Origin of the sequence: Arcobacter vandammei, from assembly GCF_016106035.1 — a bacterium.
Lineage (GTDB): Bacteria > Campylobacterota > Campylobacteria > Campylobacterales > Arcobacteraceae > Aliarcobacter > Aliarcobacter vandammei.
Map to the genome: position 1 here is coordinate 24136 of NZ_JADKPZ010000013.1, position 25711 is coordinate 49846.

Here is a 25711-nt window from a genome sequence, read left to right on the forward strand (position 1 = left end):
AAAATCTCTTTTATTTATTGATGACAAGCAAAAGCTATCTCATATCCTAAAGCTGTAACAGCTTTTATATCATCTTCCGCACTAGCACCACCAGTTGTTAAATAATCTCCAACAACAATAGCATTTGCTCCATGTTTAAATACATCATATTGATTTTTACCAAACATTAACTCTCTTCCTCCAGCAATCATTAACATTTGATTTGGAAGATAAGATCTAGTTAATTCAATAAGTTTAAAAGCTTCATCTTTTGATAAAGGATTTTTAACTATTGGTAGAGCATCATTTGGATGGAAGAAATTAATAGGTACTGACATTGGTTCAAGACTAGCTATTGATTCAAGCATAGAGATTCTATTTTCTTGAGTTTCACCCAAACCAAAAATACCTCCTGTACAAAGATGTAATCCAGCTTTTTTTGCATCTAAACAAGTGTTATATCTATCATCCCAAGAGTGAGTTGTACAAATCGTATTATAAAATTCTCTTGCTGTTTCCAAATTGTGATTATAGTTTTCAACACCATGTTTTCTTAACTCTTTTAATTGTTCAAAAGTAGCTAATCCATTACAGGCAATTAGTGAAATATCTGGAACCGCTTTATGCACAGCATCAGCAGCACGACATACATAATCTAATCTTTTATCATCAAGCCCAGTTCCAGCTGTTACTAAACAAAACCCAACAGCTTTATTTGCTCTTGCTTTTTTTGCCTCTTCTACGATTTGTTCTATCTCTTTTCTTCTATATCTTTCAATATCTGCTTTATACTTTACACTTTGTGTACAAAATTTGCAATCTTCATTACAAGTTCCACTTTCAATATTTGATATTGCACATAAATATATTTGATTATTGCTCATATTTAAACTCTTCTTTCATAAAATTATTTTCATTTGTATTTCTAAAATATCGCGTGATTATATACTCATTTTGATTAATCTCTAGTTTCACACAAGAAATTATTGGCTCTTCTCTTGCACATACTTCTCCAGGGTTTAAGAAAAGTGTTTTGTTTACATATTGACAATAAAACTCATGAGTATGACCAAAAATTATAATTTTTGTATCAGGGTTTAGATGATAAGGAAGGTGCATTAATTTAAAGCTTATATCTTCTATTTTAAAGTAGTAAGGTTCTTTTTTTATATTATATTCATTTGATAAATCTATTAATGAGTAATCGTTATTTCCAAATACTTTTATAGTTTTGAGATTAGAATTTTTTAAAATATCCAAAGCCTCTTTAGAGCAAAAATCTCCAGCATGGATTAAGTATTCACAATTTTCATCTTTTAAAAGAGATATACACTCTAAAAGATAGTCAAGTTTATGATGACTATCTGAAACAATTGCTATTTTCATCTACTCTTTTTTTGCCTTTGTAGTTTTTTTAGCCGTTGTTTCTTTTTTAGTTGTAGCCGTTTTTCTTGCAGGTTTTTTAGTAGTTTTACTATCTTTTTCAATAATCTCTAAACACTCTTCTAAACTTAACTCTTCAGCAATTTTTCCTTTAGGAATTTTGTAGTTTTTTCTACCTTGTTTTATATAAGCACCGTAAGCACCATTTAGAATTTGTATTTTTTCTTTTTCAAAATCTTTGATTAAAGCTTTACTTTTTGCCTCATCTATTTCACTTATAATCTCTCTTGCTCTTTGCTCATCAACAGTATATGGATCATCTGTTTTTAAAGAGTAATATTTTGTTTTTACTTGTAGATATGGTCCAAATCTTCCGATATTTGCTTTTATCTCTTCGTTATTTAAAGTTACTCCTACAACTCTTGGAAGTGTAAATAAAAATAGGGCTTCATCCAAAGTTATTGTATCCATATTTAGATTTTCAGGAATTGCTACAAATTTTGGTTTCTCTTCATCATCTTTTGTTCCAATTTGAACAAACGGTCCAAATCTTCCAACTCTAGCACTTACAGGTTTTCCACTTTTTGGGTCAATTCCTAGCTCTCTTTGTTGAACATAATCAGATTTACTAATATTCTCTTCTTTATCTTTTATAGTATTCTTGAAATCTCCATAAAAGTTTTTCATCACATCAACCCAAGCTTTTTTACCATCTGCAATATCATCAAATTGTTCTTCAATTTTTGCTGTAAAGCCCAAATCTATGATATTTGAGAAGTGGTCAGTTAAAAAACTATTTACAATTTCACCTGTTGGTGTTGGAATTAGTTTTTTATCTTCTGTTTTACTTACATATTCTCTTGCTTGAATTGTTGAAATTGTTGGAGCATAAGTTGATGGTCTTCCAATTCCTTCACTTTCAAGTTTTTTAACTAGACTTGCTTCAGTGTATCTTGCTGGTGGTTTTGTAAAATGTTGCTCACTTAAAATATTTTCCAAATCTAAAACAGTTCCTATTTTGATATTTGGTAAGATTTTTTCACTACTTTCTAGTAGCTCTTCAGGATTATCACTTCCTTCAGTATATGCTTTCATAAAACCAGCAAAAATAATTCTTTGACCTTTTGTTTGAAACTCAAACTCTTTTTTTGCTCCAGCTTCTATTTTATATGTTGTATTTGCTATTTTTGCAGCTGCCATTTGAGTTGCGATTGTTCTTTTCCAAATAAGGCTATAAAGTTTATATTGTGCATTGTCTAAATACTCTTTTACCATTGAAGGTTTTAGACTCATATCAACAGGACGAATTGCTTCGTGGGCTTCTTGAGCCCCTTTTGCAGTTGATTTAAAAGCTCTTGGTTTTGCTAGGGCATAATCTTTTCCATACTCTTCTTCAATAACCTTTTTAGCTGCACTTGTTGCAACAGTTGAAAGATTTAAAGAGTCTGTTCTCATATATGTTATTAAACCACCTGTGTGATTTGGAATATTTGCTGTATTTCCCTCATAAAGTTGTTGGGCTATCATCATAGTTTGTGCAACACTAAGTCCTATTTTTCTACTTGCTTCTTGTTGCAGTGTTGAAGTTGTAAATGGAGGTGCAGGGTTTCTTGTGCTATCTTTTTCTTCAATATCAATAAGTGTAAAATTTCCACCATTTAAAGAAGCTTCAATCTCTCTTGCTTCTTGCTCATTTTTCACTTTGATATTTTTGCCAGATTTTTTAGCTAACTCACTTTGAAGCTCTGGATTTAAGAAATTTGCTTTTATTTTCCAAAACTCTTCAGGAACAAAGGCTCTAATCTCATTTTCTCTTTCAACAATAATTCTTACAGCAACACTTTGAACTCTTCCAGCACTAAGTCCATATCTAACTTTTTTCCAAAGTAATGGAGAAAGCTCATATCCAACAGCTCTATCAAGTATTCTTCTTGCTTGTTGAGCATCTACAAGATTTTGATCAACATCTCTTGGATTTTCTAATGCTTTTAAAATTGCATCTTTTGTAATTTCGTGAAAAACTATTCTTTTAATTGGGTTTTTTTCAATTTTAAGTGCAGGAATTAAGTGCCAAGCAATAGCTTCTCCCTCTCTATCCTCATCGGCCGCTAGGTAGATAGTAGTATCTTTTGTGATTTGTTTTTTTAGTTCAGCGATTACCTTTTTCTTATCTGTTGTTACTTGATAACTAGGTTTGAAGTTGTCTTCAGGGTCAAAACCTAAAGTTGATTTCGGTAAATCTCTTACATGCCCCATAGAAGCCATAACGGTAAAATCTTTTCCCAAGAATTTTGATATTGTTTTTGCTTTTGCTGGTGATTCCACTATTACTAAATTTTTCACTTAAACTGCCTTCATATTTTCTAAAAGTTTGCATTTTATCATAAAAAATGTAAGGTCTTCTTAATGAGTAGTTAAATTTTATTTTTTACTCAAAAATTATAATCTCAGTTTCAAGCTCTATCCCAAACTCTTCTTTTACTTTTTGTTTTGCAAGGTTTATTAAACTAATTGCTTCCTCAAAAGTTCCATCTCCATGATTTACCAAAAAGTTTGCATGAGTGCTTGAAAACTCCATATCTCCAATTCTGTGTCCTTTTAATCCAACAGCTTCTATAAGTCGTCCAGCAAAATCGTTTTTTGGATTTTTAAAACAGCTTCCAGCACTAGCCATTTGCGGTTGATTATCTCTCATTTTTACAAATTCATTTTGTTTTTCTTTGCTAAAACCTAGTTCTTTATGAAAAACTACTTCATAAACAATAGTATCAATTTTGGTTTCTCTATATGAAAAATCTATATCTTTTTTAAGTATATAGCCATCTTTTGTTTTAATTGAGTGAATATAGTTAAAAACTTCCCACTCTTTTAGCCCTGCATTCATTTTTACTAAACCACCCAAATTTCCAGGTAATTTTGCCAAAAACTCTAAATTTGCAATATTATTTTTTCTAGTGTATGTTAGAAGTTTTCCACTACTTGTAGCACATCCAACATAGATTAAACTGTTTTTTTCTTCTATATAATCAAAATTTTCACCCAAAATGGCAAACTTTTTTTTACAATTTGGTGAAATTAGCAAATTATTTGCTCGTCCTATTATTTGAAAATCTTGGTACTCGTTCTCTTTTTCTATCTCATTTATTACTAAAACTTCAAAAGTTCCACCAATATGAATTGAAGAATATCTTTTGAAGTCTATTGTTTTTGTTTCGTTTTTCATATTACTTTTTTGGCTCATCTACTTCTTAGTTCTTCATACTCACTTGGGATTAAAAAATCTTCAGATTTGATAAGATTTTGATAAAAACCATGTTTATATCCTAGTTCAAAAAGTTTATCTATTGCTTTATATTGAATAGGGCTTAAAAGTACTGAATTATCATTTGCATAAAGGTCTAAATATTTATCTAAAGTTTTTGCATCTACTCTTATAAGTCCTTTTTCTAGTAACATTGGAGCTAGAGTTTTTCTGTTTTTATTTGCAACTTCAACAGCTTTTATAAGTGCATTTTCATATTTTATAGCATCATGAAGTGGAATAGAACGACGAAGACACATTCCACCAAGTGGTAGGGGTAAATCTTCATTTTCAGTGACAGTTAGCTCTTTCCAAATATCCCAAAGCTCAATTTCTACTTCTAGTTCATCGTTGTAAGTTAAAATTGACTCATGAATTAAAACCCCAGCATCAACCGTTCCATCAAGTACCGCTTTTTCAATATCTAAAAAGTTCATATATGTAATTCTTGCATCTGGATAATATATTTTAAAAAGTAGGGCATTTGTTGTAAACTCTCCACTAAGAGCTACTTTGAAGTTTCTTTTTAGGCTAGTTCCTTTTTTCTTAATTAGTTTTGGACCATATCCTTCCCCAAAAGAAACAGCCGTTTTAAGTAGGGCATAATCATCTTTTACAAATGGATAAAGAGCAAAAGAGATTGCACAAATATCGTAAGTTCCTTTTAAAGTTGCTTGATTTAAAGTCTCTATATCATCTGCAATATTGCTAAAATTTGCACCATCAATATCTATCCAACCAAACTTTATAGCATAATACATAAAAATATCATCAGCATCTGGTGAGTGAGCTACACTTATATCTTTTATTATTTTTGTCAATTTTATTCCTTTAAAATTCTTAGGGAAGATTGTATCAAGATTGGCTTTAAAATAAAAAAAGCCCAAACCAAAAGGTCTGGGCTTTTCTGTTTGGAAATAACAAATCTTATAATCTTGACTCGTATCTTCTTAACATATATAGTTTTTTCAACATTTTTTTTCTAGCAGAAATTTTTTGCTTTTTTCTGATTTCAGTCATTGGTTCAAAATATCTTCTAGCTCTTGCTTCAGTAACGATTAGGTTTCTGTCGCATTGTTTTTTAAATCTTCTATACGCTTCGTCAAACGATTCGTTATCTTTAACTTTAATGCCTGGCACTAAAATCACCCTCTTTCTTTTAAAATTTAGGCTCGGATTATATTTAAAATATTCTTAATATCTATTTAACCTATCTTTTTATAGAATAAAATATAAATTTTATAAGGATAAACTTTGAATTTAACTCATCTTGATGATAATAATAGACCAAAAATGGTAGATGTTTCAGATAAAAATGATACAAAAAGAGTGGCTATTGCAAGTGGAAAAATAACTATGAGTAAAGAGGCTTATATTGCAATTATGGAAAATAGTGTTAAAAAAGGACCAGTTTTGCAAACTGCTGTAATTGCAGCAATTATGGGAACTAAAAAGACAAGCGAATTAATTCCTATGTGCCATCCTTTGCTTTTAACAGGAATAAATTGTGATATAGAAGAGAATGAAAAAGAGTGCAGTTTTAAACTCTTTGTAACAGCAAAATTAAATGGTCAAACAGGTGTTGAAATGGAAGCTCTAACTGGTGTTAGTATAGGACTTCTTACAATTTATGATATGGTAAAAGCTATTGATAAATCAATGGTAATTTCAGATATTCAGCTTGAAGAAAAAAGCGGTGGTAAAAGTGGAGATTTTAAAAGATGATAGATTTAAGTGATAAAAAACTGGAGCTAAATTACCCTTGTTCTTGGGAGTACAAACTTGTAGTTTTGGAAAGTTGTAATGTTAAAAAATGTGTAAAAGAGATTATTTTTGACAGAGAACATAGTATAAATGCTTCAAAAACAAGTGCAAAAGGCAAATTTAAAAGTTATAATCTAAAACTTTTGGTACACAATGATGATGATAGAACAGAACTTTTTAGACTTTTGGGAGAGCATAAAGAGATAAAAATGGTGTTGTAAATTGTATTATGTTTTTTACATTATGTAAAAAACATAATGGCTAAATCTTTACTATTTTAATCCTAGCATTATGCAAATTTAACCATAGATACAATAGTTTTAAAGAATTCGTTGCTCCAAAGTTCCAACTCTCTTTGATCATAAATAAATCTACTTACATCATCTTTTGCCATAGATATATCTAAGCTTTCTATTCTTTTATTTAATAATTCCATTATAGAATTCTGTGAAAAATCTTTAATTTCATTATCAAAAGCTTTACAGCTTTGTTTTAATCTAGCTTCAAGATGAGTTATATTTACTTTATAATCATTTCTTACATACCAAACTAAATCGTACCAATCTCTTCCTTTTGGTCTTGTTCCCCAAGCTCTACACAAAATCGCATGTATTTTTCCTGCAAAAAGTGAAGATATTTTCATAGTTTTTATCTGAAATGCAATTGGAACTAAATGTAATTTTTCTTCAACCTCAAAATCAAGTGGTGGATTTGTATCTACTTCAAATTTTATTTTTAGCTGTTTTGTAGGTGGATATTTTGCAACAATATCTTTTGGAGCATTTATTGAGATTAGCTGTTGTAAGGTATTTGTTTTTAAAAATGCTGATTGTATATCGCTATTCGTCTTTATTTTTGTATCTATTGAACATTCAAAACCATAGTTATTTAATGTAGTTAAAATAGTTTTTTCATATTTTGATAAGTCAAAAGAGCTATCAGGTTTTAACAAAGAAAAATCTAAATCTTCCGAAAATCTAGGAAGTTTATAAAGTATTCTTAGAGCTGTACCACCATAAAAAGTGGCATATTTAAAAAAACCAGCTTCATAAAGAGCATATAAAACTATCTCTTGTAAAATCTCTCTTAGAGCATCAAAAGGCTCATCTTTGCTTAAATCATATCTATTTAACATAGCTTCAATATGTGGATGAAGATTAGCCATTTTGTATCCTTTTTAATATTTTTGCAACATTTAATAAAACTTTAGAACCATAAGCCATAGATATATGCCAAAATAGTTTACTATCTAGTTTTAAAAGCTCATCGTAATCAACTCTTAAATCCTCTTCTAAATACGCTAAAATCTCATCTTCTTTTAGATTTTTAGCTCTTTTATCTATATAGATTTTATCACAAAGTGCTTTTTCTACTGTTGCTATAAAATGCCCACCATCTTGATTGTTGTATTTCCAATCTATTCCCAAAGAGTAAGCTTTTAAAGGTATTTTTTTATAAGAGAAATTTCCTAAAGTTGTAGAGTATTCAACAGATTTTGAAGAAGTAGCCGAAGTAATAGTATATACTCTTTCAGGAATTAATCCATAGTAAGATAAAGCATACTCAAAAGATACATAAGATGGCTTTTGCAATATATTTGCTAGTGAAATATAGTTTAATTTACTATTTCTATATTTTTCACTAAATGCATAAATACCTCTTTTAAGAGCTATTAAATCTCCAATTTCTACCATATAGTTTATTTTTTGGAGTGGTTGTTTGTACTTTTTCTGAAGCACACTTTTAAGAATATTTGTTGTTGTAATATTTTGATTTATCTCTTTTTTTATATCTATTGTATTCATTTTGTGATTTTAATAATATTTAGTTTTAATTAAGCTTATAAAATATAGATAATACGAAATATTCATATTTAAGTGTTATTTATAGCTTAATTTATTCTTTATAAATAGATTTGTATGATTTCTTAAATATTATACATATAAAAAAGGCTAAGGATAAAATATTTTTTACTAATTATTTTAAAGTTGCTTATAGTTAAAGTGTATTAATATTAATACATTATTAAATTTAGTGTAAAGGATTGAAAAATGGGAGTAAATGAAATTTTAGACGAAACTACAAAATTAAGCCCTAGTGAAAAATATTTGATTGTAGAAAATTTAATAGAAGATTTAAACCAAATAGATAAAAATATCGAAAAACTTTGGATAGATGAGAGTGAAAAAAGGCTAAATCTTTATAAGAAAGGCGAACTTGAAACTGTCTCTTTTGAAGAAGCTTTTGAGTTATGAAAATTGAGATTTCAAAACCTGCTTGGTTTGAAATATTAGAAGCACAAGATTATTATAACTTACAAAAAGATGGCTTAGGAAATATTTTTAAATATGAAGTAAAAAAAACTTTTGTGAGTATTGAGAAATTTCCAAACCTTTATCCAAATATCACAAAAAATATAAAACGGTGTTTACTCTATAAATTTCCATATACTGTTTTTTACTCTTTGATTGAAAATGAAAAAATCCTAATTTTATCAGTGGCACATCAGAAAAAGAAGCCTAGATATTAATTAAAAAAGGCTAAAGATAAAATATTTTTTAGAAATTATTTAAAATATGAGTAAATATTTATGATAGATAAATGTAGGTATTCCCAATTTGGAAATTGGGAACAAAAGAAGCTTTTTATTCTATTTTTTTATCTAAATCTACTATTTGCTTATATGTAATATCCCATTTCAGATATTTTTTATCTTTGCTTAAAATAACTTTTGCTTTTCCACTAGGACAACAATTTGCATCATTTTTTAGAAGATAATGTTCTATAACTTCTAATTTATTATCAACTTTTTTAAAGTCGCTAAGCCCTTTTGCAGAAAAAACAGGCTCTATATTGACATAAAATTTTTTGGAGAAATCAGGTCTAAAAATTTCGCTTATATAATTTGCAGATGTTCCTGAACCACCATCACACCCAATATCTCCAAACCATACAGCATAGTAATACTCTGTTTCGAATATATCTTTACCCAAATATATTATGTCTTCTGGTTTATAAATTTCTCTTTTATCTTCAAAGCTTGTACCACAAGCTATTGAAGTTGCATAATTTTTTAAAACTTTAAAAATTTCTTTTTTATCTTCTTCTAAATTTGAAGAAAATGCTATATTTACCAACAAAGATATTGATATTAAAATTTTAATCATTCATACTTCCTTGTATAAGTTTGTTTATTTCATTGTCTAATTCAATAATTGAATAATTTTTATATTTTTCGTAAATCATTTTACTATTATTAGATGCATTTGAATGTCTATTTATTCCAGCTATTGATTTATAATTACAAATTTTTGCACTAATACTTCCAGTTGATAAAGTTTTTGTTTCTTTTGATAATTCTTTACAAAACTTACTTTGTAAACCTCTAGGAAAATCTTTTTCAAATAATATTCTAAATATTTTATATACTTGAAGTTCAGTTATATTATTCCAACCAGATGCAAATCTATATGACATTTTATTTATATCATTTCGTAAAATTTAATTTCCTTTGTTAAGCTTTGATTTAATTATCTCAAGTTCAAATTCAATTCTTTCTTTAAACTTATCATTTTCTATAAGATATTTATTTGTTTCATTCGCATTCAATAAAATTCTATCTTCAAGTGTTTGAGTATTATACTCAACTAGATTTTCAATAAATGCACCATAAAGATTATTGGGAAATAGTGCTATTTGTATTAAAGTAATTATTACAAGAATATCAAACCATTCTGGTTTATAAAAATATGAAAATATAATACTTGCAACTAATAGAAGTCTTATAAAATACAATACTAATAAAGTTGTTCTACTCGAACTAATTAAGTCTTCTCTAATAGATTTATTTAATTGCATTTTTAACTCCTAATATTGACAATAATTTTGTCCAAAATATATTTGGTAATATTTTGCACTCGTTCCAAACCCAACTTTATAAGTTCCAATATAGCCATATTCATATCCAAATTGTCCCCAATCAAATTTTTCTAAATTTGCATAAGCACCACCAATCATATAAGCATTTGCAGATGAACAAAGAGTTAAAATAAATATACTCAAAATTAAAAGTATATGTTTTGTTTTTTTCATTTTATTTTCCTCGTATTTAATTTATTAAACTTGATTTTTTTGATGGTACTGGAAATGGAAATAACCACCACCTAGAATAAGCAGTTTTTGCTAATTCGTTATATTCATTTGCCAAATCATTATGTTTATCTATTTTTTTATTATATATTTTAAAAATTGTGTCATAGCTAGTTATATTTTTATTATAAGTATCTACCATTTTATTATATTGACTTTGATTGTAAGTTAAAGATATTTTTCTATTTATTTCTTTATTTTCGTACTCTAAATTTCTTAGATTAGCTTCCATTGAGTTTATCTCTTTTTTCATAGAATTCAAATCACTTTCCATTGTTTCACATTGTAAAATATTATCTCTTTGATTAAATTCTTGTACACCATATATTATTCCATTTAAAACTAAATAGACAATAAAAATAGAAAGAATAGTAAAAAAAATATTATTACTTTCATTTTGCCTTTTTATCAAATATCCTTGAGTTTCTATGGTATTAATAATATTTATAATAGTTTGTTCTTCAAAATTATAAGTATGAACAAATTTATCTACAATTTCTTTTTTAGGGATGCCATTTTTTAAATCATATATAACAGCTTTTTCTATTTCATAAAGTATCTCAATTTCTTTCTCATTTTTATTCATAACAAATTTACTATTTCCTTGTATTTTAAGAAAAAGAAATGACTAATTCTTATATTTAAAGTCCAATTGGACTTTGATTGAAAACTCTACAAAAAGTAAGCTTAATAAAATATAAAGTCTTATAGGGAGTTTTGTGGAAAATTTTGAAAAAGATGAGATTGATGAGTTATATAAAATAATAGGTAAAAATGTAAAAAGAATTAGAGAAGAAAAAGGAAAAAGTCAGTTAGATTTAGCTTTATCAATAGGACATTCATCAGCTGGTTTTGTTGGTAAAGCGGAGATTTGTATTCATAGTAAACATTTCAACATAGAGCATTTATATAAAATTTCAAAGATTTTAGAAGTTGAGATGTGCGAATTTATAAAACCTATGAAAGAATAAAAGAATTAAATTTTTTTTAAATGGTATAATCAAAAGCAATTTTAAATCAAAGGATTAATCATATTTATAAACCATACTCGTTTTTTAGTTTTTTGGTAATTTCTAAAATAGATTTAGCATACAAATAACCTGTGTCGCTTCTATATGAAAAACCAGTATTGTAGCTTGACCAGATTTTTATCCAATTATCTTTATGTACTTTTCGCCAATACTCTAATTCTATAATTGCATTTGCTGTTGCAAAACCAACATCATTCATAAGTTTTAGAGCAAAATATTTTCTATTTTGTGGAGTATCTTCCACATATTGTCTGCTTAAAACAGTTTTTATATTTGATTGAAAAAGTCCAAAATCATTGCTTTTAAAGTTTGCCATATTTTTGCCAACACTTGACTCTTTTATGGCAATTGCCATTAAAGAATATTTCATAATTTGCTCATCTGTTAGGGATTTAATCTTATTTAAAATCACTAAATCTGTTTTTGTAAGTCCCAAAGAGTTTGAAAAAAGCAAATTTGAGAATATCAAAAACAGAATTAATTTTTTCATTAAAAACCTGTATCTTTTAAGTAGTATTCTATTAGAGTTAAAAGTGGTTCAACCAACAAAATTGAAACAATAGAAAGAACTACAACAAGTGCAATAATCGACCTTGTTGTATTTGTTGCATTGCTCATAAACTCTTTTTTTGTGAACTCATCTGGGTCTTTTAAAAACATTGCTCCAACTGGTCTTAAGTAGTAAAAAGCAGCAATTACAGAGTTTATCACAATAATAATGGCTAATGCCAACTCATTTGCATTTACTGCACTTCCTATTAGTTGCATTTTTGCCCAAAACAGTGAAAATGGCGGAAGTCCTGCAAGAGAAAACAAAAACATTCCTAAAATAATAGCAGTCGCAGGAGATACTTTTACAAACCCACTAAAATGCTTAAAATGATATGGAGAGGTATAGTCTGTATAACCTTTTCCTCTATTTATCCAAAGCATTCCAAAAGCACCCATATTTGTAATTGCAAAAAGTATCCAATATAAAAAAAGTGTAACTGCTGCTTGATGAGTTGCTATTACCAAAGTAGCCATTGCCATTCCTGTATTTGCAATAGATGAGTAAGCAAGCATTCTTTTTACATCTGTTTGATGAAGAGCTATTAAGTTTGGAATAGTCATTGTAAGAACAACTGTAGTATAAAGCAAAATATGAATAATTTTATCATCAACTTGAATAAATATCTCAAAAAATCTCAAAGCTACAATAAAAACAGCCATTTTAGGAACAACAGATAAAAACCCAGCCATAACAGAAGTTGAACCTTGATAAACATCAGGAACCCAAATATGAAAAGGGAAAAGAGATAGTTTAAATCCTAAAGATACAAGCATAAAACAAAATGCACTTAAAACTAAAATATAGTTTGAAAAGTTCTCTTTACTTAAAAAGTTTTCTTGAGTTAGAACTGTTGCGATGCTATCTAATTCAAGACTTCCTGTAACTGCATATAAAAGCATACAAGCAAATACAAAACAAGCACCACCAATTGCTCCCATTGTAAAATATTTTAAACTAGCTTCTAAACTAGCCATTTTATTGTGCATGGCAATTAGTACATAAAGTGCTAAAGATGAACTTTCCAAAGCGATAAAGATTAAAATCAAAGAATCACTACTAACCATAAATTGAAAAGATGCGATTATAAATAGATATAGTGCAAAATATTCAGCCATTCTATACTCTTGAAATCTAAGTTTTGACATAGCAAAAAATATAAATATAATTGCAGATAAAATAATAATTATTTGAGATAAAATCGCTACTCCATCAAGAAGTATTAAATCAAACATTCCTCTTTCTTGACCATTAAAAGCAATAAGGGTAAAAAGGTCAAAAACCAAAAATAGAACAACCAAAAAAACATATAGAGATTTATCTAAATTTTTATTAAAAATATCTGTTAGAATAATACTCAAAGCTCCAATTATAGCTATTGACATAGGAGCAATTGAGCTTAAATTTAAAGATTCTAAACTAATATTAATTTCATTCATTACTAGCTCCTTTTATAGAGTTTAGCTCATTTAATTTATCTTTTGTTTCAATTTTTATGGCTTTGCTTTCCATAATTTGAAGGTGATTTATAACTGAAACATTTAATGGCTCTAAAATTATTTTTGGATAAATTCCTAAAAATAAGATTAAAATAACCAAAGAACCCAAGGCAACTAACTCTCTTCCATAAACATCTTTTATATTCATATTTATCTTTTTTAATCTTCCAAAAAAAGTTTGTCTATACATATTTAACATATAAATTGCACTTAAAACTATAGTTAGAACAGCAATTGATGCTAAAAGTGGTGAGTATTTGAAAAAGCCTAAAAGCGATAAAAACTCTCCAACAAATCCAACAGTTAAAGGAAGCCCAATTGATGCCATTAGGATTATTAGATAAAACATTGTAAAAAGTGGCATTTTTGAAGCTAATCCACCAAAGTTTTTTATAAGTTTTGTTCCTGTTTTATCATATAAAAGCCCAACACTCATAAATAAAGCTCCAGAAACAATTCCATGACCTATCATCAAAAATACAGCCCCTGATATTCCCTCAACATTTATGGCAAAAACTCCAATAGTTATAATTCCCATATGAGAGATTGAAGAGTAAGCAATTAGCTGTTTCATATCTTCTTGAGCATAAGCAATCATTGCTGTATAAATTATTGCGATAATTCCTAAAGTTGCAAGTAAAGGAATAAAATATACACTAGCATCAGGAAAAAGCCCTAAAGAAAATCTTATAAATCCGTAAGTCTCCATTTTTAGTAAAATTGCTGCTAAAACTATTGAACCAAGTGTTGGAGCTTGTCCATGAGCAAGTGGTAACCATGTATGAAAAGGAAACATTGGCATTTTTATAGCAAAACCAAAGAAAAATGCAAGAAATAGCCATATTTGAGTGCTAAAAGGAAGATTTATACTCATCCAATCATGTAAAGCAAAACTCCAAACACCACTTGTTTGATAATAGATATAACCAAAATATAGTATTCCTATAAGCATTATTAATGAACCAGCAAATGTATATAAAAAGAATTTAACTGCTGCATAAAGTCTTTTATTATATCCCCAAAATCCAATAATATAGAACATTGGAATAATAGTAAGCTCCCAAAAAATGTAAAATAAGATTACATCTAAAGATACAAAAACACCAATCATTGTCATCTCTAAAAGTAAAAGAGTAATTATTAAATTTTTTACATCTCTTTTTTCAGTTAAGGCAATAATTGCAATCATCGTCATAAATGTAATCATAATTATTAAAAATAAAGAGATACCATCAATACCTATTAGGTAATTTATACCATAAGAGCTAATTATTGGGATATTTATCATAAATTGAATATCAGGGCTTGTTATATCGAAGTTATAGTATAAAATTACAGATAAAATAAATTCAACAAAAGTAACCACTATAGCAAAAGCTCTCATAGAATTTTTATCTACTAAAAATCCTAAAATAGCTGCAAGAGCTGGAAAAAATATAAGCATTGTTAAAATATGTTCCATAAAAAACCTTTAATATACTAATAAAACTATGATAAATAAAAGAGCTATAAAAAGCCCAAGTACCATAAGTCTTAGTGATGTTGATAAATTCCCAGATTGAATTGGTCTAAATTTTGCTCCTAAAGTATAGGCACAAAGAGCTATTTTATCTATTGTATTATCGATTAATTTTGTCTCAATATAGATATTTATAAATTTAGAAAATCTATAATATGGTTTTACTAAAAGCTCTTTATAAAGTTTTGGTATATAGTACTCTTTTAGTAAGATTTTTTGTAAGAAACCAATCTTTTTATTTTCATTTGTATATTTTTTATATTTAAAAATTGCAAATAAAATACCAAAAATTGATACAAAACTAGCCAGTAAAATCAAAATCCAAAGTGTCTCATAAGATAGATTCATTGTAAATGTTGGAAGAAGTTTTGTTGTAAACTCTTCAAAACTTTTCTCAAGAAAACCAGCTATTATAGATAAAATAACTAGTGGAATTATAGAGAAAATTGCTAGAGTTTTTGCATCGTGAACAGAACTATTATCTACATTACTCTTTACAAAAAATACTTTCATAACAAGTCTAAAAGAGTAAAAAGCTGTTAAACAAGCTGTTATAAGCAAAGTTACATATAAAATTAAGTAATTTTGAGAATAAACACTCTCTAAAATTTTATCTTTTGAGAAAAAACCAGCAAATGGAAAAATTCCACTTAAAGCAAGAGATGAAATAATCATAATAAATGCAGTTACTTTCATTTTAGGATATAAATCTCCCATTTTTCTAATATCTAAATTTCCATGTGTTCCGTGCATTACATTTGCAGCACCTAAAAATAGGGCTGATTTAAAGAAAGCATGAGTAAATAGATGAAATAGTGCAATATTATATGCACCAACTCCAGCGGCTGCGAACATATATCCTAATTGTGAAAGAGTTGAATAAGCAATAATTCTTTTTAAATCATTATTTACCAAAGCCATAGAAGCTGCAAAAATTGCTACAAAAGCTCCAAGATAAGCAATAAGTTCGCCTAAAAATGGAACTTGTATATATATTTCATTACATCTAATAACTAAATAAACTCCAGCAGTAACCATCGTAGCTGCGTGAATTAAAGCTGAAACTGGAGTTGGTCCTTCCATAGCATTTGCCAACCAAGTATGAAGTGGAAATTGTGCTGATTTTCCCATAGCTCCTATAAATAAAAGAGTTCCTATTAAAAATATTGTGCTTTCTTCTAAAGATGAAATTGTCTTAAAAACAATATCAAAATCCAAACTTCCTATATTCCAATATATTACAAACATAGCAATCATTAAGCCCATATCTCCAACTCTATTTACTATAAAAGCTTCATTTGATGCTTTTCCTGCTTTTTGTTTTTTATAGTAAAATCCAATCAAAAGATATGAGCAAAGTCCTACACCTTCCCAACCTATAAATAAAACTGCAAAATTATCAGCCAAAATTAAAACTAACATAGAGAATACAAAAAGTGATAAGAAGCTAAAAAATCTATTAAATCCTATATCATCTTCCATATACCAAATTGAGTAAAAATGCACCATTGTTGAAACGAAAGTAACCACCAAAAGCATAATAATACTAATATGATCTAAAGAAAAAGAGAAGCCAAGATTTAAATTTCCTATATTTATCCAGTCAAATAGAAAGATTTGTAAAGATACATCATTTTCATAAATATAAGAAAATAGATAAAAACTACAAAGCATTGAGACAAAAATAAGTGTTGAATTAAAATATCCAATAAATTTTGCTGGTTTGAAAAAGGCAAATAATCCAGAAACCAAACTAGCAACTAAAGGGGAGAAAAGGGCAATATATAAAAACTTTTCCATTTTAACCTTTCATCTTTGCAATATCATCAAGATTTAAAGAGCCAGATTTTTTGTACCACAAAATCAAAAGTCCAAGCCCAATAGCAACTTCACTAGCAGCAACAGCGATTATAAAAAAGGCAAACATTTGACCGCCTAAATCATTGTAATATTTTGAAATAGCAACCAAACCAATATTTACAGCATTTAGCATAATTTCTGTTGCAAAAAATAGCATTAAAAGATTTTTTCTTCTAATTACTCCAAAAAGCCCAATAAAAAACAGAATGGCACTTAGGATTAAATAGTAGTTTAAACTCATACTTCACCCCTTTTTATTGCATCTTCATCTTTTAAAAGTTTATCGATTTGTTGTTCTTCTAGCTCTGAAAAAGATATATTCATCTTTTTACTTGCTAATACAATTGCTCCAATCATAGCAATTAGAAGCATTAAAGCTGCCATTTCAAAAGGTAGAAGATATTTTGTAAACAGAACCATACCAACATTTACACTATTTGAAACTTCATTGTTTATTGGGTTTTGAACTTCTATATTTTGTCCCAAAATTGGGGCTATTAAAATAATCACAATAATTAAAGCAATAACTCCTGATAGAAAAAAGCTTAATCTTGGATTTTTTATCTTTTCATCAACTTCACTCAAAGTATCAAAAAACATCATACCAAAGGCATAAAGTGCCATAACAGCACCACTATAAACAACTATTTGAACAACTCCCAAAAACTCTGCATCAAGTAAGAAGAAAAATCCTGAGATAAAAATCATACCAGCAGCAAGGGAACTTAGAGCATATAAAGTGTTGCTTGTTGAAACTGTTATTAAAAACATTGATATTGTTAAAATCGAGAAAATTGTAAAGGCTACTATTTCAAACATTTTTCATCCTAATAAGATAGTGGAGTTTTTTTGATTTTTTTATTTGCATCATTTGAGATACTTCCAAAACCGTCATACTCTATTTGCCATTTTATACCACCTTTTGGAGTTAAAATATCCTCTTTGAGTGTAAAATGGGCTCTTTGTTCACTTGCATTTTCATATCTTTGACCGTGAATAATTGCCAACTCTGGACAAACTTCTGCACAATATCCACAAAAAATACATCTTCCCATATTTATTGTATATTCTAAAACCTCTTTTCTTGAAGTTTCATCTATTCTTGTATCCATTTTTATACAATTTGCAATACATATTTTTTCACAAAGCCCACAACCAATACATCTTTCATTTTCTGACTCTAAAAGTCTTAAGAGTTTATGAACTGCCCTATATCTTGGGCTTATAGGGAGTTTCTCTTTGGGATAGTGAACTGTTGCACTTTCGTTTTTAAATAGTGTTCTATAAAATATCCCCATAGTTATTTTAAGCCCAATAAGAAGTTCGCCTTTTAGTGACCTTTTTACAATTTGTTTGAAAATATCCCAATTTGAGTTAGGATAATCTTCTTCAAAAACTAATTTATAATCTTTTTCATTCATCTTTTTTTCCTAAAACATCAGGACAAAGCCAGTAATTAAAATATTTAAAAATGCCAAAGGCATTAAAACTTTCCAACAAAGCCACATTAATTGGTCAGGTCTAATATGTGGCCAAGTAGCTCTTGTCCATAAAAACACAAAAATCAATAACATAACTTTTAAAATAATTGCAATTCCACCTGGAATAAACCAAATAGGGTTAAATCCACCTAAGAAAATAAGAGCTATTAAAAATGAAATTGTATATAAATTTGCATATTCTCCTATAAAAAACATTCCCCATCTAAGTCCTGAATACTCTGTTGCATATCCAGCAACAAGCTCTGCTTCGTGTTCTAATAAGTCAAAAGGTGTTCTATTTGTTTGAGCAAAACCAGAGATTAAAAAAAGCACAAAAGATAAAGGTTGAGAAAAAATAAGCCACGATAAAATACCGTCATTTTGGTAATTATTTATATCTATTAAAGATAAACTTCCTATCATCATCAAAGGAGAAATTAGTGCAAGTCCAGATACAACTTCATAAGATAGAAGCTGAATTGTTGTTCTTGCACCTCCAAGTAATGCCCATTTTGAAGCACTACTCATACCACCTAATAAAGCTCCATAATGCCCAGCTGAAGATACAGCAAGTACAAATAAGAGTCCCACATTTATATCACTAATTATTGGTTTTACTGTGTAAGAAAATATTGTAAATTCTGGTAAAAAAGGAACAGCACTCATAGCAATAAATGCTGTACTAACAGTAATTAGTGGAGCTAACATAAAAATAGTTTTATTTGCATTTGCTGGAACAACATCTTCTTTTGTAAAGAGTTTTATTCCATCTGCTACAATTTGTAAAAGTCCAGCAGGTCCAACAAGGCTAGGTCCAACTCTTCGCTGAAAAAATGCTAAAATTTTTCTTTCAAGATATGTTGTAAATCCTGCAAGAAATCCAAAAACAGCAAGAATGATAAAAATTTTTATAATAGTTTCAATGATTATTGCTTCCATATTAAACCACTCTTATTTTTGCTATTTCATAAGAATTTTCTAAAAATAGCTCTTTGTTTTCGTTTTTCATAAATGTTGAAATATAAGGAATATTTCCATTTAATTGATAATCTATATATGCATTTAAAATTAAAGTTTTATTTTTACTTGAAACTTCAACTTGATTTTTTATATCCAAAGTCATAAATTGCTCTTTTGAGAAAAATATTCCATCTTCTAAATTGTCTTTAAACTCTTTTGATACACTTGTAAACTCATTTACTTGATTTAATGGGTTTTTTCTATATATTATAAACTCATCATCATTTATATTTAAAGCTTCTATTTTTGGAAGAGTTATACTATTTTCTAAATTTACATTAAAAGTATTTAGTAAATATCCACGATTTTCAACACCGCTATTTAAAAAACTATTTGGTAAATCATCGAAATCTTTTGCCATAAAACCAGCATTTACTGGAAGTTGTTTTGTATAGTTTATTGTATATTTTACATCTTTATTCAATAAAGCATTTGCAATATCATTTAAAGTATAGCCATTGTATTTTAAAGCAGCATTTGTAGGAACAACTTTTTTATTTAGATTTGTAAAAGTTCCTTCTTGCTCAAGTAGTGTTGGAATATCTAAATCTTTTTCTCCAAAAGATGCTATTGTGAAATCTGCAATTTCATTGTAGCCAATAGTAAAACCATCAACTTTTTCTTCTAAATTACAAATCAAAGATACACCTAAAGAGTTTGTTTTTGGTGGGATTATTAAAACTTTGAAGTTTGTATATTTTGCTATTAAACCTATGATTTTTGCCAAAAAATCTCTATTTTTATGAGAAATAATATCTTCTCCAACCACCAAAGATAATTTAGTTTTATCTTTTGTAAAAGTATCAATAAGCTCTAAAAGTTTCTCATCTTGCTCTAATTTTTCAATTAAGAAGCTATCTTCAAAATCTATTAAGGACTTAAACTCTTCTGGAAGATTAATTGAGAATTTTTTTAGAATTAGTATAAAAATATACTCTTCAAGATTTGGTTTATGATATATAAACTCTGTATTTCTTCCTTTTTTACCAATAAGTTCCAGATTTGTATCAATTAAAGGGTGGAAAAATAGGGCATTCGCTTTACTTATTTTTACACTATTATTTATTGTATTTTTCACACTAGGTGCATTTGTTTTTAAAAAACTTCCAATACTAAGTATAAATTCACTATTTTTTATATCTTCAAGTGAAGCATTATATAAAGAGTTAGCACTTGTTTTTGAGTAATTCTCTAAAAACTCTTTATATAGTTTTGCTTCAGAGTTTACAAGTTTTGCACCTGTAAAATTTGCTATTTCTTGAAGAATAAAAGCCTCTTCATTTGTAATAAATGAGTTAAAAACTATATTTTTTGCCTTTTTTAAAGCTTCAATTGCTCTATCAAAAGCCAATTTATCTTTTATTGCATCTTTATTTTCATAATCAAAACAAAATCTAGCAGCCCCACAAAGGTCTTGAAAATGGAACTCATTTGTAACTCTATAAACTTTTTTTCTCTTATTATCTATACTTGTTTGTTTAACTTCATAAGTAAGAAATGAACAATCACTATAAAATGGATTTGATGCTGGGATTTTCTCTAATTCCCAAGCATTTGAAGTGTATTGGAAATTATTACTAATCATAGCTCCAGTTGGACAAACAGCAATACACTCTCCACAACTTATACAAGAGTCGCTATCGTGAGCAATTAAAGATTTGTTTAGTTTATTCCACATTGAGTAAGCATCTTTTGGCATACTCTCTTTTAGGCTTTTATCAAGCTCATCAGCACCTCTTTTTGTGGTACTTAAAGAGTTTGAACCAATAACATCACTACAAACAGTTACACATCTTTCGCAAACTATACATAAAGAAGGGTCATAATTCATAACTCCCCATTTTTGTTTTGGTTTATGAGAATCTCTTATAGAGTAGTTTTGATTGATAACCTTCATATATAAAGTGTAATTTTGTAGTTCGCACTCTCCACTTTTATCACAAACTCCACATTGTAAAGGGTGATTTACACAATAAACTTGCATTATTGCATTTCGCTCTTTTTCAATATTTTCATTTGTTGTACTTATTTGCATATTCTCTTTTACTTTGGCATTACAAGCATAAACTTGTTTCCCGTCGGCTTCAACTAGACAAAGCCTACAAGCAAGAGTTGGTGAACAAGAGTTTAAGTAACAAATAGCAGGAATAAAAATATTATTCCTTCTTGCTAGATTTAAAATTGTCTCATTTGGTTTTGCTGTAAACTCTTTGCCATTTATTGTAAGCTTTACTTCACTCATCTATTCACTCTTTTCAATTTTTGCTAGTTTGTATCTATAATCATTTGATAAGTTATCAACACCTAAAAGAGCAATTGTTCCTAAAAGATTAGAATCAAGTTTTACAACTCTTTTGTAGTTTTGATTTTTTGTAAAAATCTCAATGTGGTCACCATTTTTTACCTTTGCAATATTTAAAAAAGTTTGACTAGCAATTAAATATTTTTCATCAGCCAAAATTTCATAAACAATAGTTCCATTAAAAGATTTTAAATTATCAACATCTTCTAAAACTTCATCTTTAAAATGCTCAATTTTTTTCTCTAACTCTTCATCTAAAATAACAATAGATAAATCAGTAAATTTCTCTATTTTTCCTATAAGTCTTGCTATATTCTCAACTCTTTGATGATTTTTTATATCATCTCCAATAATTAAAATTTTGTTATTTGCTTCAAATCCTAAATCACAAGCCTCCTCAAATTCCTCTTCTCCCACACTACATTCAGCAGATAAATAGCCAAAATCTAGCTCATTTAAATAAGCTTTTGTTTTGTTATCTAAATGGTCTGAAAAATTATTTAAAAGTAGGGCAAGAACAGCCTCTTCGCTTCCAGCTTCATATTTTATAAATTGATTATGGCTATTTCTTAAACTATTATTTGCAATTGGAAACATATATATAAAATTTATATTTTTTGCTTTATTTAAAACTATATTTTTTAACTCTTCATTTTCAAAAAAAGTTCCTATTGAAATTATAAAATCACTATTTTTTAACTCTTCAACTCTCTTCATTTTCAATCTCCTCTTTTACTATTTTTATCTCTGGTTCTATATTTTTTACAACTATTGTCCAATCTGCTTCATTGAATTTTAGTGAATTCATAAGGGTAAATTTATTTTCATAAATAAAATCTGCAACTTTTTGAATATGGGAAAAATCTCCTATTTCAAATAAAAAGATAAAAACTTCTTCTTTATTAGATTTTTTTAGAGTTTCCAACATTTTTTCATAAAAATCATCTTTTAGATGTCTTAAATCTACTCTTATCATCTATCTATCTCACCAAAAACTATATTTAAATTTCCAATTATGGTAACCACATCAGCCAACTGGCAACCAATTAAAAGTTCTTCAAGTAAAGCTGTATGAAAAAAGCTAGGAGCTCTAGCTTTTAGCCTATATGGATACTGTGTCCCATCGCTTTTTATATAAAATCCAAGCTCTCCTTTTGGAGATTCAGTTGCCACATAAACTTCTCCAACAGGTGGACGAAGCCCTTGAGTAACCAGTACAAAATGTTGCATTAAAGAGTAGTTTTGAGTCATAACATCTTCTTTTGTAGGGCTTATATATCGTGGGTCATTTGTCATTAATTGACTTGTTGTTTCATAATATTTTGGAAAAACTTGCTCTATTATTTTTATTGACTCTTTCATCTCTTCTATACAAAGCCTATATCTTCCATAAGAATCACAAGTTTTTGAAATAGGAACTTCAAAATCAAGTTCATTGTATATACTATAAGGCATCTCTTTTCTTAAATCCCATTTTATACCGCTTCCTCTTAGAGCAACACCAGAAACTGCAAATTCATAGGCTAACTCTTCTGAAATCACTCCAACATTTTCGAGTCTCATTCTCCAAATTCTATTTTCATTTAGTAATTTTTCATAATTATCTATCTCTTTTTTGAGATTATTTAAAAATATTGTGCAGTTTTCTATCCAGTTTTTTGGTAAATCCAAAGGAACTCCACCAATTCTAATAGCACTATGAGTAAGTCTAGCACCACAATAATCTTCTATTAAATCAAGTGCATACTCTCTTTCTCTAAAGCAGTACAAAAACATAGACATAGCTCCAACATCAAGAGCATGAGTTGCCAACCAAAATAGATGTGAAACCACTCTATTTAATTCTAGTAAAATAACTCTAATGCACTCTGCTCGTCTTGGAATCTCTAAGCCTAAAAGCTCTTCAACAGCCTTTGCATAAGCATAGTTATTTGATGTTGCTGCTATATAATCCATTCTATCTGTTGTTGGTAAGAACTCATTGTAAATCATATTTTCGGCCATCTTTTCCATACCACGATGTAAATATCCAATCATAGGAGTAGATTTTATAACCTCTTCTCCTTGAAGTTCTAGCACAAGTCTTAGCTGACCGTGAGCAGATGGGTGCTGTGGTCCAAAATTTACACTCATTGTGTTATCTTCTCTTTGAAAGTGGATATTTTCAAAAAAAGGTTTAAGTCTATTAGGAGTTTGCATTATTTTCTCTTCTCCAAAGTTTTTGTTTTGTTTGGGTCTAATTTTGTTACAAGTTTTTGATTATCTTCTTGATATTTAATATCTGTATTTTGTGTTGTTTCTTCAAATCCAAAAGGAACTTCATGACCAAGCCTTGCAAATCTTGTAGTATCATATCTATCAATACTAGCACTATCCCTGATTTCAGGTCCTATAATATCTCTTGCATTTTTTCCAAAAATTTTATCAACTTCATACCAAGCTGCTGCTTCATCTCCTTGAAGTGGATAAGATTTTTTAAGTGGGTGGTCATACCAATCATCTGGCATTAAAAGTCTTTTTAAATTTGGATGATTTATAAATTTAACTCCAAACATATCATAAGCTTCTCTTTCACTCCAGTTTGCACTTTTAAAAAGTTTTGTAACAGACTCTATATTTTCATCTTTTAAAATAGTAGTTTTTACTCTTACTCTTTTTCTTTTTTGTGTAGAAAGAAGCTCATAAAAAACCTCAAAAGAGTTTTTTTGTGCCAAATAATCAATACAAGATAGTTCAATTAGCATATTGTATTCAAGATTTTTTAGCTCTTTTAAAAGATTTGTAATTTCATTTTTATTTATCTCTAAAACTAAATGAGTGTGACAAATATATGCTTTTTCTATTTTTGATACATTTTCTAAAATAGCTAAATCTTTTGCAAAAATAGTGTCGCTATCTACATCAAAAGTCTCTTGTGTTGGGCTTACAAAAAATCTATCATTATAATAAGATTTTTTTTGTACATCACTTTTATTTCGATACTCTCTCATATTAATCTCTTATTTTTTATATTTCTAAAAATTGACTCTTTTCTTATCTTTTGTTGTAACATCATTAAAGCATACTGCAATGTTTCAGGTCGTGGGGCACATCCTGGAAGATAAATATCAACAGGAATAATTCTATCTGCTCCTTGAACTGTTGCATAAGTATTAAACATTCCACCAGTATTTGCACAAGAACCCATAGATATAACCCATTTAGGATCAGGCATTTGGTCATATAATCTTCTTAAAAACTCAGCATGTTTTTTTGTTAGAGTTCCTGCAATTATTAAAACATCAGATTGCCTAGGACTTGCTCTAAAAATTGTTCCAAATCTATCAAAATCATATCTTGAACCACCAGTTGCCATCATCTCAATAGCACAACAAGCAAGTCCATAAGTCATTGGCCAAAGTGAGTTACTTCTTCCAAAATTAACTATTTTATCAATAGTTGTTAATTTTATTGCAGCTCCACTATCTTGAAAATAGTTTATTTTATGCTGTGCCACTCTAAAGCTCCTTTTTTCCATGCATATAAAAATCCAATTGCTAAAATTAGTAAAAACATAAGCATCTCTATAAATCCAAACCAAGCTAAGGCTTTAAAATTTATTGCCCATGGAAACATAAAAATAATCTCAACATCAAAAAGAATAAATAAAAGTGCAACTAAATAAAATTGTGTTGAGATTTTATTTGGTTGTTTTGTAACTTCAACTCCACATTCATAAATTGTTGTTTTAAGTTTTTCAGTGTTTAGTCTTGCTATTTTTCTGCTTATAAATCTTGATGCTGCCAAAGATATACCAAAAATTGTAAAACTTAAAATAAACATCATAAAAGCACCAAAATATGGATGTGCAAAATCTATATGTGTCATAATCTA

33 protein-coding genes are annotated in these 25711 nt (G+C 28.3%); 5 read left to right on the forward strand and 28 right to left on the reverse strand.

From position 1 onward, the window contains the following. Positions 1 to 14: 14 nt before the first annotated feature. From IQC44_RS08230 to rpsU, 6 genes are all read right to left on the reverse strand, one after another. Positions 15 to 863 (reverse strand): biotin synthase, encoded by an 849-nt coding sequence (locus IQC44_RS08230; protein ID WP_198305866.1) that lies wholly within the window; start codon positions 861 to 863, stop codon positions 15 to 17. Beyond that, positions 853 to 1365 carry a metallophosphoesterase family protein gene (locus tag IQC44_RS08235; protein ID WP_198305867.1) on the reverse strand — a complete coding sequence of 171 codons (513 nt, stop codon included), beginning with the start codon at positions 1363 to 1365 and terminating at the stop codon, positions 853 to 855. The genes IQC44_RS08230 and IQC44_RS08235 overlap by 11 nt, the downstream gene beginning before the upstream one ends. Next, positions 1366 to 3705 carry a type I DNA topoisomerase gene (topA, locus tag IQC44_RS08240; protein ID WP_198305868.1) on the reverse strand — a complete coding sequence of 780 codons (2340 nt, stop codon included), beginning with the start codon at positions 3703 to 3705 and terminating at the stop codon, positions 1366 to 1368. Between the two features lie 85 nt (positions 3706 to 3790). Continuing rightward, a complete protein-coding gene (locus IQC44_RS08245) occupies positions 3791 to 4585 on the reverse strand; it encodes a UDP-N-acetylmuramate dehydrogenase (protein ID WP_198305869.1) in 795 nt (264 codons plus the stop codon). 14 nt (positions 4586 to 4599) lie between these two features. Then, entirely contained in the window at positions 4600 to 5475 is an 876-nt protein-coding gene (locus IQC44_RS08250) for an MqnA/MqnD/SBP family protein (RefSeq protein WP_198305950.1), read from the reverse strand. Positions 5476 to 5590: 115 nt separating this feature from the next. Beyond that, complete coding sequence (gene rpsU, locus IQC44_RS08255) at positions 5591 to 5803, reverse strand: 30S ribosomal protein S21 (RefSeq protein ID WP_024775832.1); 213 nt, start codon at positions 5801 to 5803, stop codon at positions 5591 to 5593. Between the two features lie 114 nt (positions 5804 to 5917). Between rpsU and moaC the strand changes: the two genes are divergently transcribed. Next, the gene (gene moaC / locus IQC44_RS08260; RefSeq protein WP_198305870.1) at positions 5918 to 6388 is read left to right on the forward strand and encodes a cyclic pyranopterin monophosphate synthase MoaC; all 471 of its coding nucleotides are present in this window, start codon (positions 5918 to 5920) and stop codon (positions 6386 to 6388) included. Then, a complete protein-coding gene (locus IQC44_RS08265; RefSeq protein ID WP_198305871.1) occupies positions 6385 to 6648 on the forward strand; it encodes an HP0495 family protein in 264 nt (87 codons plus the stop codon). The genes moaC and IQC44_RS08265 overlap by 4 nt, the downstream gene beginning before the upstream one ends. 68 nt (positions 6649 to 6716) lie before the next feature. Here the strand turns inward: IQC44_RS08265 and IQC44_RS08270 are convergent, their stop codons facing one another. Both IQC44_RS08270 and IQC44_RS08275 read right to left on the reverse strand, forming a co-directional pair. Continuing rightward, positions 6717 to 7592: a nucleotidyl transferase AbiEii/AbiGii toxin family protein gene (locus IQC44_RS08270; protein ID WP_198305872.1), complete on the reverse strand. Its 876-nt coding sequence runs from the start codon at positions 7590 to 7592 to the stop codon at positions 6717 to 6719. Further along, positions 7585 to 8232 carry a type IV toxin-antitoxin system AbiEi family antitoxin domain-containing protein gene (locus IQC44_RS08275; RefSeq protein ID WP_198305873.1) on the reverse strand — a complete coding sequence of 216 codons (648 nt, stop codon included), beginning with the start codon at positions 8230 to 8232 and terminating at the stop codon, positions 7585 to 7587. The genes IQC44_RS08270 and IQC44_RS08275 overlap by 8 nt, the downstream gene beginning before the upstream one ends. Before the next feature lie 246 nt (positions 8233 to 8478). Between IQC44_RS08275 and IQC44_RS08280 the strand changes: the two genes are divergently transcribed. Together IQC44_RS08280 and IQC44_RS08285 are read left to right on the forward strand one after the other, a co-directional pair. Then, positions 8479 to 8682 (forward strand): addiction module protein, encoded by a 204-nt coding sequence (locus IQC44_RS08280; RefSeq protein WP_198305874.1) that lies wholly within the window; start codon positions 8479 to 8481, stop codon positions 8680 to 8682. Next, positions 8679 to 8957: a type II toxin-antitoxin system RelE/ParE family toxin gene (locus tag IQC44_RS08285; protein WP_198305875.1), complete on the forward strand. Its 279-nt coding sequence runs from the start codon at positions 8679 to 8681 to the stop codon at positions 8955 to 8957. The genes IQC44_RS08280 and IQC44_RS08285 overlap by 4 nt, the downstream gene beginning before the upstream one ends. A gap of 115 nt (positions 8958 to 9072) precedes the next feature. Here IQC44_RS08285 and IQC44_RS08290 read toward each other — a convergent pair whose 3' ends face one another. The 5 genes from IQC44_RS08290 to IQC44_RS08310 are packed head-to-tail and all read right to left on the reverse strand — an operon-like array spanning position 9073 to position 11162. After that, positions 9073 to 9594, reverse strand: coding sequence for a hypothetical protein (locus tag IQC44_RS08290; RefSeq protein ID WP_198305876.1), 522 nt, complete (start codon positions 9592 to 9594; stop codon positions 9073 to 9075). Further along, positions 9587 to 9904 carry a hypothetical protein gene (locus tag IQC44_RS08295; protein WP_198305877.1) on the reverse strand — a complete coding sequence of 106 codons (318 nt, stop codon included), beginning with the start codon at positions 9902 to 9904 and terminating at the stop codon, positions 9587 to 9589. Before IQC44_RS08295 ends, IQC44_RS08290 begins: the two co-directional genes overlap by 8 nt. Before the next feature lie 24 nt (positions 9905 to 9928). After that, positions 9929 to 10285: a hypothetical protein gene (locus IQC44_RS08300; protein WP_198305878.1), complete on the reverse strand. Its 357-nt coding sequence runs from the start codon at positions 10283 to 10285 to the stop codon at positions 9929 to 9931. A 9-nt stretch (positions 10286 to 10294) separates the two neighbouring features. After that, on the reverse strand, positions 10295 to 10519 hold the full coding sequence (locus IQC44_RS08305) for a hypothetical protein (protein WP_198305879.1): 225 nt from the start codon (positions 10517 to 10519) through the stop codon (positions 10295 to 10297). A gap of 16 nt (positions 10520 to 10535) precedes the next feature. Beyond that, positions 10536 to 11162, reverse strand: coding sequence for a hypothetical protein (locus IQC44_RS08310; protein WP_198305880.1), 627 nt, complete (start codon positions 11160 to 11162; stop codon positions 10536 to 10538). Between the two features lie 133 nt (positions 11163 to 11295). Between IQC44_RS08310 and IQC44_RS08315 the strand changes: the two genes are divergently transcribed. After that, positions 11296 to 11547 (forward strand): helix-turn-helix transcriptional regulator, encoded by a 252-nt coding sequence (locus tag IQC44_RS08315; protein WP_198305881.1) that lies wholly within the window; start codon positions 11296 to 11298, stop codon positions 11545 to 11547. A 64-nt stretch (positions 11548 to 11611) separates the two neighbouring features. On the opposite strand, the gene IQC44_RS08320 is transcribed toward IQC44_RS08315, so the two are convergent. Genes IQC44_RS08320 through IQC44_RS08390 form a run of 15 tightly spaced genes read right to left on the reverse strand, consistent with a single transcriptional unit; the run spans position 11612 to position 25705 of the window. Beyond that, on the reverse strand, positions 11612 to 12097 hold the full coding sequence (locus tag IQC44_RS08320) for a transglycosylase SLT domain-containing protein (protein WP_198305882.1): 486 nt from the start codon (positions 12095 to 12097) through the stop codon (positions 11612 to 11614). Then, positions 12097 to 13596 carry an NADH-quinone oxidoreductase subunit NuoN gene (gene nuoN / locus IQC44_RS08325; RefSeq protein WP_198305883.1) on the reverse strand — a complete coding sequence of 500 codons (1500 nt, stop codon included), beginning with the start codon at positions 13594 to 13596 and terminating at the stop codon, positions 12097 to 12099. The genes IQC44_RS08320 and nuoN overlap by 1 nt, the downstream gene beginning before the upstream one ends. Next, a complete protein-coding gene (locus IQC44_RS08330) occupies positions 13589 to 15118 on the reverse strand; it encodes an NADH-quinone oxidoreductase subunit M (RefSeq protein WP_198305884.1) in 1530 nt (509 codons plus the stop codon). The genes nuoN and IQC44_RS08330 overlap by 8 nt, the downstream gene beginning before the upstream one ends. A gap of 9 nt (positions 15119 to 15127) precedes the next feature. Further along, entirely contained in the window at positions 15128 to 16975 is a 1848-nt protein-coding gene (gene nuoL, locus IQC44_RS08335; protein WP_198305885.1) for an NADH-quinone oxidoreductase subunit L, read from the reverse strand. Between the two features lies 1 nt (position 16976). Next, positions 16977 to 17276 carry an NADH-quinone oxidoreductase subunit NuoK gene (gene nuoK, locus IQC44_RS08340; protein WP_198305886.1) on the reverse strand — a complete coding sequence of 100 codons (300 nt, stop codon included), beginning with the start codon at positions 17274 to 17276 and terminating at the stop codon, positions 16977 to 16979. Beyond that, a complete protein-coding gene (locus IQC44_RS08345; protein ID WP_198305888.1) occupies positions 17273 to 17854 on the reverse strand; it encodes an NADH-quinone oxidoreductase subunit J in 582 nt (193 codons plus the stop codon). Before IQC44_RS08345 ends, nuoK begins: the two co-directional genes overlap by 4 nt. 8 nt (positions 17855 to 17862) lie before the next feature. Further along, positions 17863 to 18456, reverse strand: coding sequence for an NADH-quinone oxidoreductase subunit NuoI (gene nuoI, locus IQC44_RS08350; protein ID WP_198305890.1), 594 nt, complete (start codon positions 18454 to 18456; stop codon positions 17863 to 17865). A 9-nt stretch (positions 18457 to 18465) separates the two neighbouring features. Further along, positions 18466 to 19455: an NADH-quinone oxidoreductase subunit NuoH gene (gene nuoH, locus IQC44_RS08355; RefSeq protein WP_198305891.1), complete on the reverse strand. Its 990-nt coding sequence runs from the start codon at positions 19453 to 19455 to the stop codon at positions 18466 to 18468. 1 nt (position 19456) lies between these two features. Next, positions 19457 to 21778, reverse strand: coding sequence for an NADH-quinone oxidoreductase subunit G (locus IQC44_RS08360; protein WP_198305893.1), 2322 nt, complete (start codon positions 21776 to 21778; stop codon positions 19457 to 19459). Next, positions 21779 to 22555 carry a hypothetical protein gene (locus tag IQC44_RS08365; RefSeq protein ID WP_198305894.1) on the reverse strand — a complete coding sequence of 259 codons (777 nt, stop codon included), beginning with the start codon at positions 22553 to 22555 and terminating at the stop codon, positions 21779 to 21781. It lies immediately after the preceding gene. Next, positions 22542 to 22814 (reverse strand): NADH-ubiquinone oxidoreductase subunit E family protein, encoded by a 273-nt coding sequence (locus tag IQC44_RS08370; RefSeq protein ID WP_198305896.1) that lies wholly within the window; start codon positions 22812 to 22814, stop codon positions 22542 to 22544. Before IQC44_RS08370 ends, IQC44_RS08365 begins: the two co-directional genes overlap by 14 nt. Beyond that, a complete protein-coding gene (gene nuoD, locus IQC44_RS08375) occupies positions 22811 to 24037 on the reverse strand; it encodes an NADH dehydrogenase (quinone) subunit D (RefSeq protein WP_198305898.1) in 1227 nt (408 codons plus the stop codon). The genes IQC44_RS08370 and nuoD overlap by 4 nt, the downstream gene beginning before the upstream one ends. Further along, the gene (locus IQC44_RS08380) at positions 24037 to 24828 is read right to left on the reverse strand and encodes an NADH-quinone oxidoreductase subunit C (RefSeq protein WP_198305900.1); all 792 of its coding nucleotides are present in this window, start codon (positions 24826 to 24828) and stop codon (positions 24037 to 24039) included. Before IQC44_RS08380 ends, nuoD begins: the two co-directional genes overlap by 1 nt. Continuing rightward, positions 24825 to 25334, reverse strand: coding sequence for an NADH-quinone oxidoreductase subunit NuoB (locus IQC44_RS08385; protein WP_198305902.1), 510 nt, complete (start codon positions 25332 to 25334; stop codon positions 24825 to 24827). Before IQC44_RS08385 ends, IQC44_RS08380 begins: the two co-directional genes overlap by 4 nt. Beyond that, the gene (locus IQC44_RS08390; protein WP_198305903.1) at positions 25316 to 25705 is read right to left on the reverse strand and encodes an NAD(P)H-quinone oxidoreductase subunit 3; all 390 of its coding nucleotides are present in this window, start codon (positions 25703 to 25705) and stop codon (positions 25316 to 25318) included. The genes IQC44_RS08385 and IQC44_RS08390 overlap by 19 nt, the downstream gene beginning before the upstream one ends. Between the last annotated feature and the right edge of the window lie 6 nt (positions 25706 to 25711).

What these genes read in the sequence shown, in the direction of transcription:
- IQC44_RS08230 (WP_198305866.1), bottom strand. Translation starts at nt 863, where the DNA reads ATGAGCAATAATCAAATATATTTATGTGCAATATCAAATATTGAAAGT.
- IQC44_RS08235 (WP_198305867.1), bottom strand. Translation starts at nt 1,365, where the DNA reads ATGAAAATAGCAATTGTTTCAGATAGTCATCATAAACTTGACTATCTT.
- IQC44_RS08245 (WP_198305869.1), bottom strand. Translation starts at nt 4,585, where the DNA reads ATGAAAAACGAAACAAAAACAATAGACTTCAAAAGATATTCTTCAATT.
- IQC44_RS08265 (WP_198305871.1), top strand. Translation starts at nt 6,385, where the DNA reads ATGATAGATTTAAGTGATAAAAAACTGGAGCTAAATTACCCTTGTTCT.
- IQC44_RS08270 (WP_198305872.1), bottom strand. Translation starts at nt 7,592, where the DNA reads ATGGCTAATCTTCATCCACATATTGAAGCTATGTTAAATAGATATGAT.
- IQC44_RS08275 (WP_198305873.1), bottom strand. Translation starts at nt 8,232, where the DNA reads ATGAATACAATAGATATAAAAAAAGAGATAAATCAAAATATTACAACA.
- IQC44_RS08280 (WP_198305874.1), top strand. Translation starts at nt 8,479, where the DNA reads ATGGGAGTAAATGAAATTTTAGACGAAACTACAAAATTAAGCCCTAGT.
- IQC44_RS08285 (WP_198305875.1), top strand. Translation starts at nt 8,679, where the DNA reads ATGAAAATTGAGATTTCAAAACCTGCTTGGTTTGAAATATTAGAAGCA.
- IQC44_RS08290 (WP_198305876.1), bottom strand. Translation starts at nt 9,594, where the DNA reads ATGATTAAAATTTTAATATCAATATCTTTGTTGGTAAATATAGCATTT.
- IQC44_RS08295 (WP_198305877.1), bottom strand. Translation starts at nt 9,904, where the DNA reads ATGTCATATAGATTTGCATCTGGTTGGAATAATATAACTGAACTTCAA.
- IQC44_RS08300 (WP_198305878.1), bottom strand. Translation starts at nt 10,285, where the DNA reads ATGCAATTAAATAAATCTATTAGAGAAGACTTAATTAGTTCGAGTAGA.
- IQC44_RS08305 (WP_198305879.1), bottom strand. Translation starts at nt 10,519, where the DNA reads ATGAAAAAAACAAAACATATACTTTTAATTTTGAGTATATTTATTTTA.
- IQC44_RS08310 (WP_198305880.1), bottom strand. Translation starts at nt 11,162, where the DNA reads ATGAATAAAAATGAGAAAGAAATTGAGATACTTTATGAAATAGAAAAA.
- IQC44_RS08320 (WP_198305882.1), bottom strand. Translation starts at nt 12,097, where the DNA reads ATGAAAAAATTAATTCTGTTTTTGATATTCTCAAATTTGCTTTTTTCA.
- nuoN (WP_198305883.1), bottom strand. Translation starts at nt 13,596, where the DNA reads ATGAATGAAATTAATATTAGTTTAGAATCTTTAAATTTAAGCTCAATT.
- IQC44_RS08330 (WP_198305884.1), bottom strand. Translation starts at nt 15,118, where the DNA reads ATGGAACATATTTTAACAATGCTTATATTTTTTCCAGCTCTTGCAGCT.
- nuoL (WP_198305885.1), bottom strand. Translation starts at nt 16,975, where the DNA reads ATGGAAAAGTTTTTATATATTGCCCTTTTCTCCCCTTTAGTTGCTAGT.
- nuoK (WP_198305886.1), bottom strand. Translation starts at nt 17,276, where the DNA reads ATGAGTTTAAACTACTATTTAATCCTAAGTGCCATTCTGTTTTTTATT.
- IQC44_RS08345 (WP_198305888.1), bottom strand. Translation starts at nt 17,854, where the DNA reads ATGTTTGAAATAGTAGCCTTTACAATTTTCTCGATTTTAACAATATCA.
- nuoI (WP_198305890.1), bottom strand. Translation starts at nt 18,456, where the DNA reads ATGAATGAAAAAGATTATAAATTAGTTTTTGAAGAAGATTATCCTAAC.
- nuoH (WP_198305891.1), bottom strand. Translation starts at nt 19,455, where the DNA reads ATGGAAGCAATAATCATTGAAACTATTATAAAAATTTTTATCATTCTT.
- IQC44_RS08360 (WP_198305893.1), bottom strand. Translation starts at nt 21,778, where the DNA reads ATGAGTGAAGTAAAGCTTACAATAAATGGCAAAGAGTTTACAGCAAAA.
- IQC44_RS08365 (WP_198305894.1), bottom strand. Translation starts at nt 22,555, where the DNA reads ATGAAGAGAGTTGAAGAGTTAAAAAATAGTGATTTTATAATTTCAATA.
- IQC44_RS08370 (WP_198305896.1), bottom strand. Translation starts at nt 22,814, where the DNA reads ATGATAAGAGTAGATTTAAGACATCTAAAAGATGATTTTTATGAAAAA.
- nuoD (WP_198305898.1), bottom strand. Translation starts at nt 24,037, where the DNA reads ATGCAAACTCCTAATAGACTTAAACCTTTTTTTGAAAATATCCACTTT.
- IQC44_RS08380 (WP_198305900.1), bottom strand. Translation starts at nt 24,828, where the DNA reads ATGAGAGAGTATCGAAATAAAAGTGATGTACAAAAAAAATCTTATTAT.
- IQC44_RS08390 (WP_198305903.1), bottom strand. Translation starts at nt 25,705, where the DNA reads ATGACACATATAGATTTTGCACATCCATATTTTGGTGCTTTTATGATG.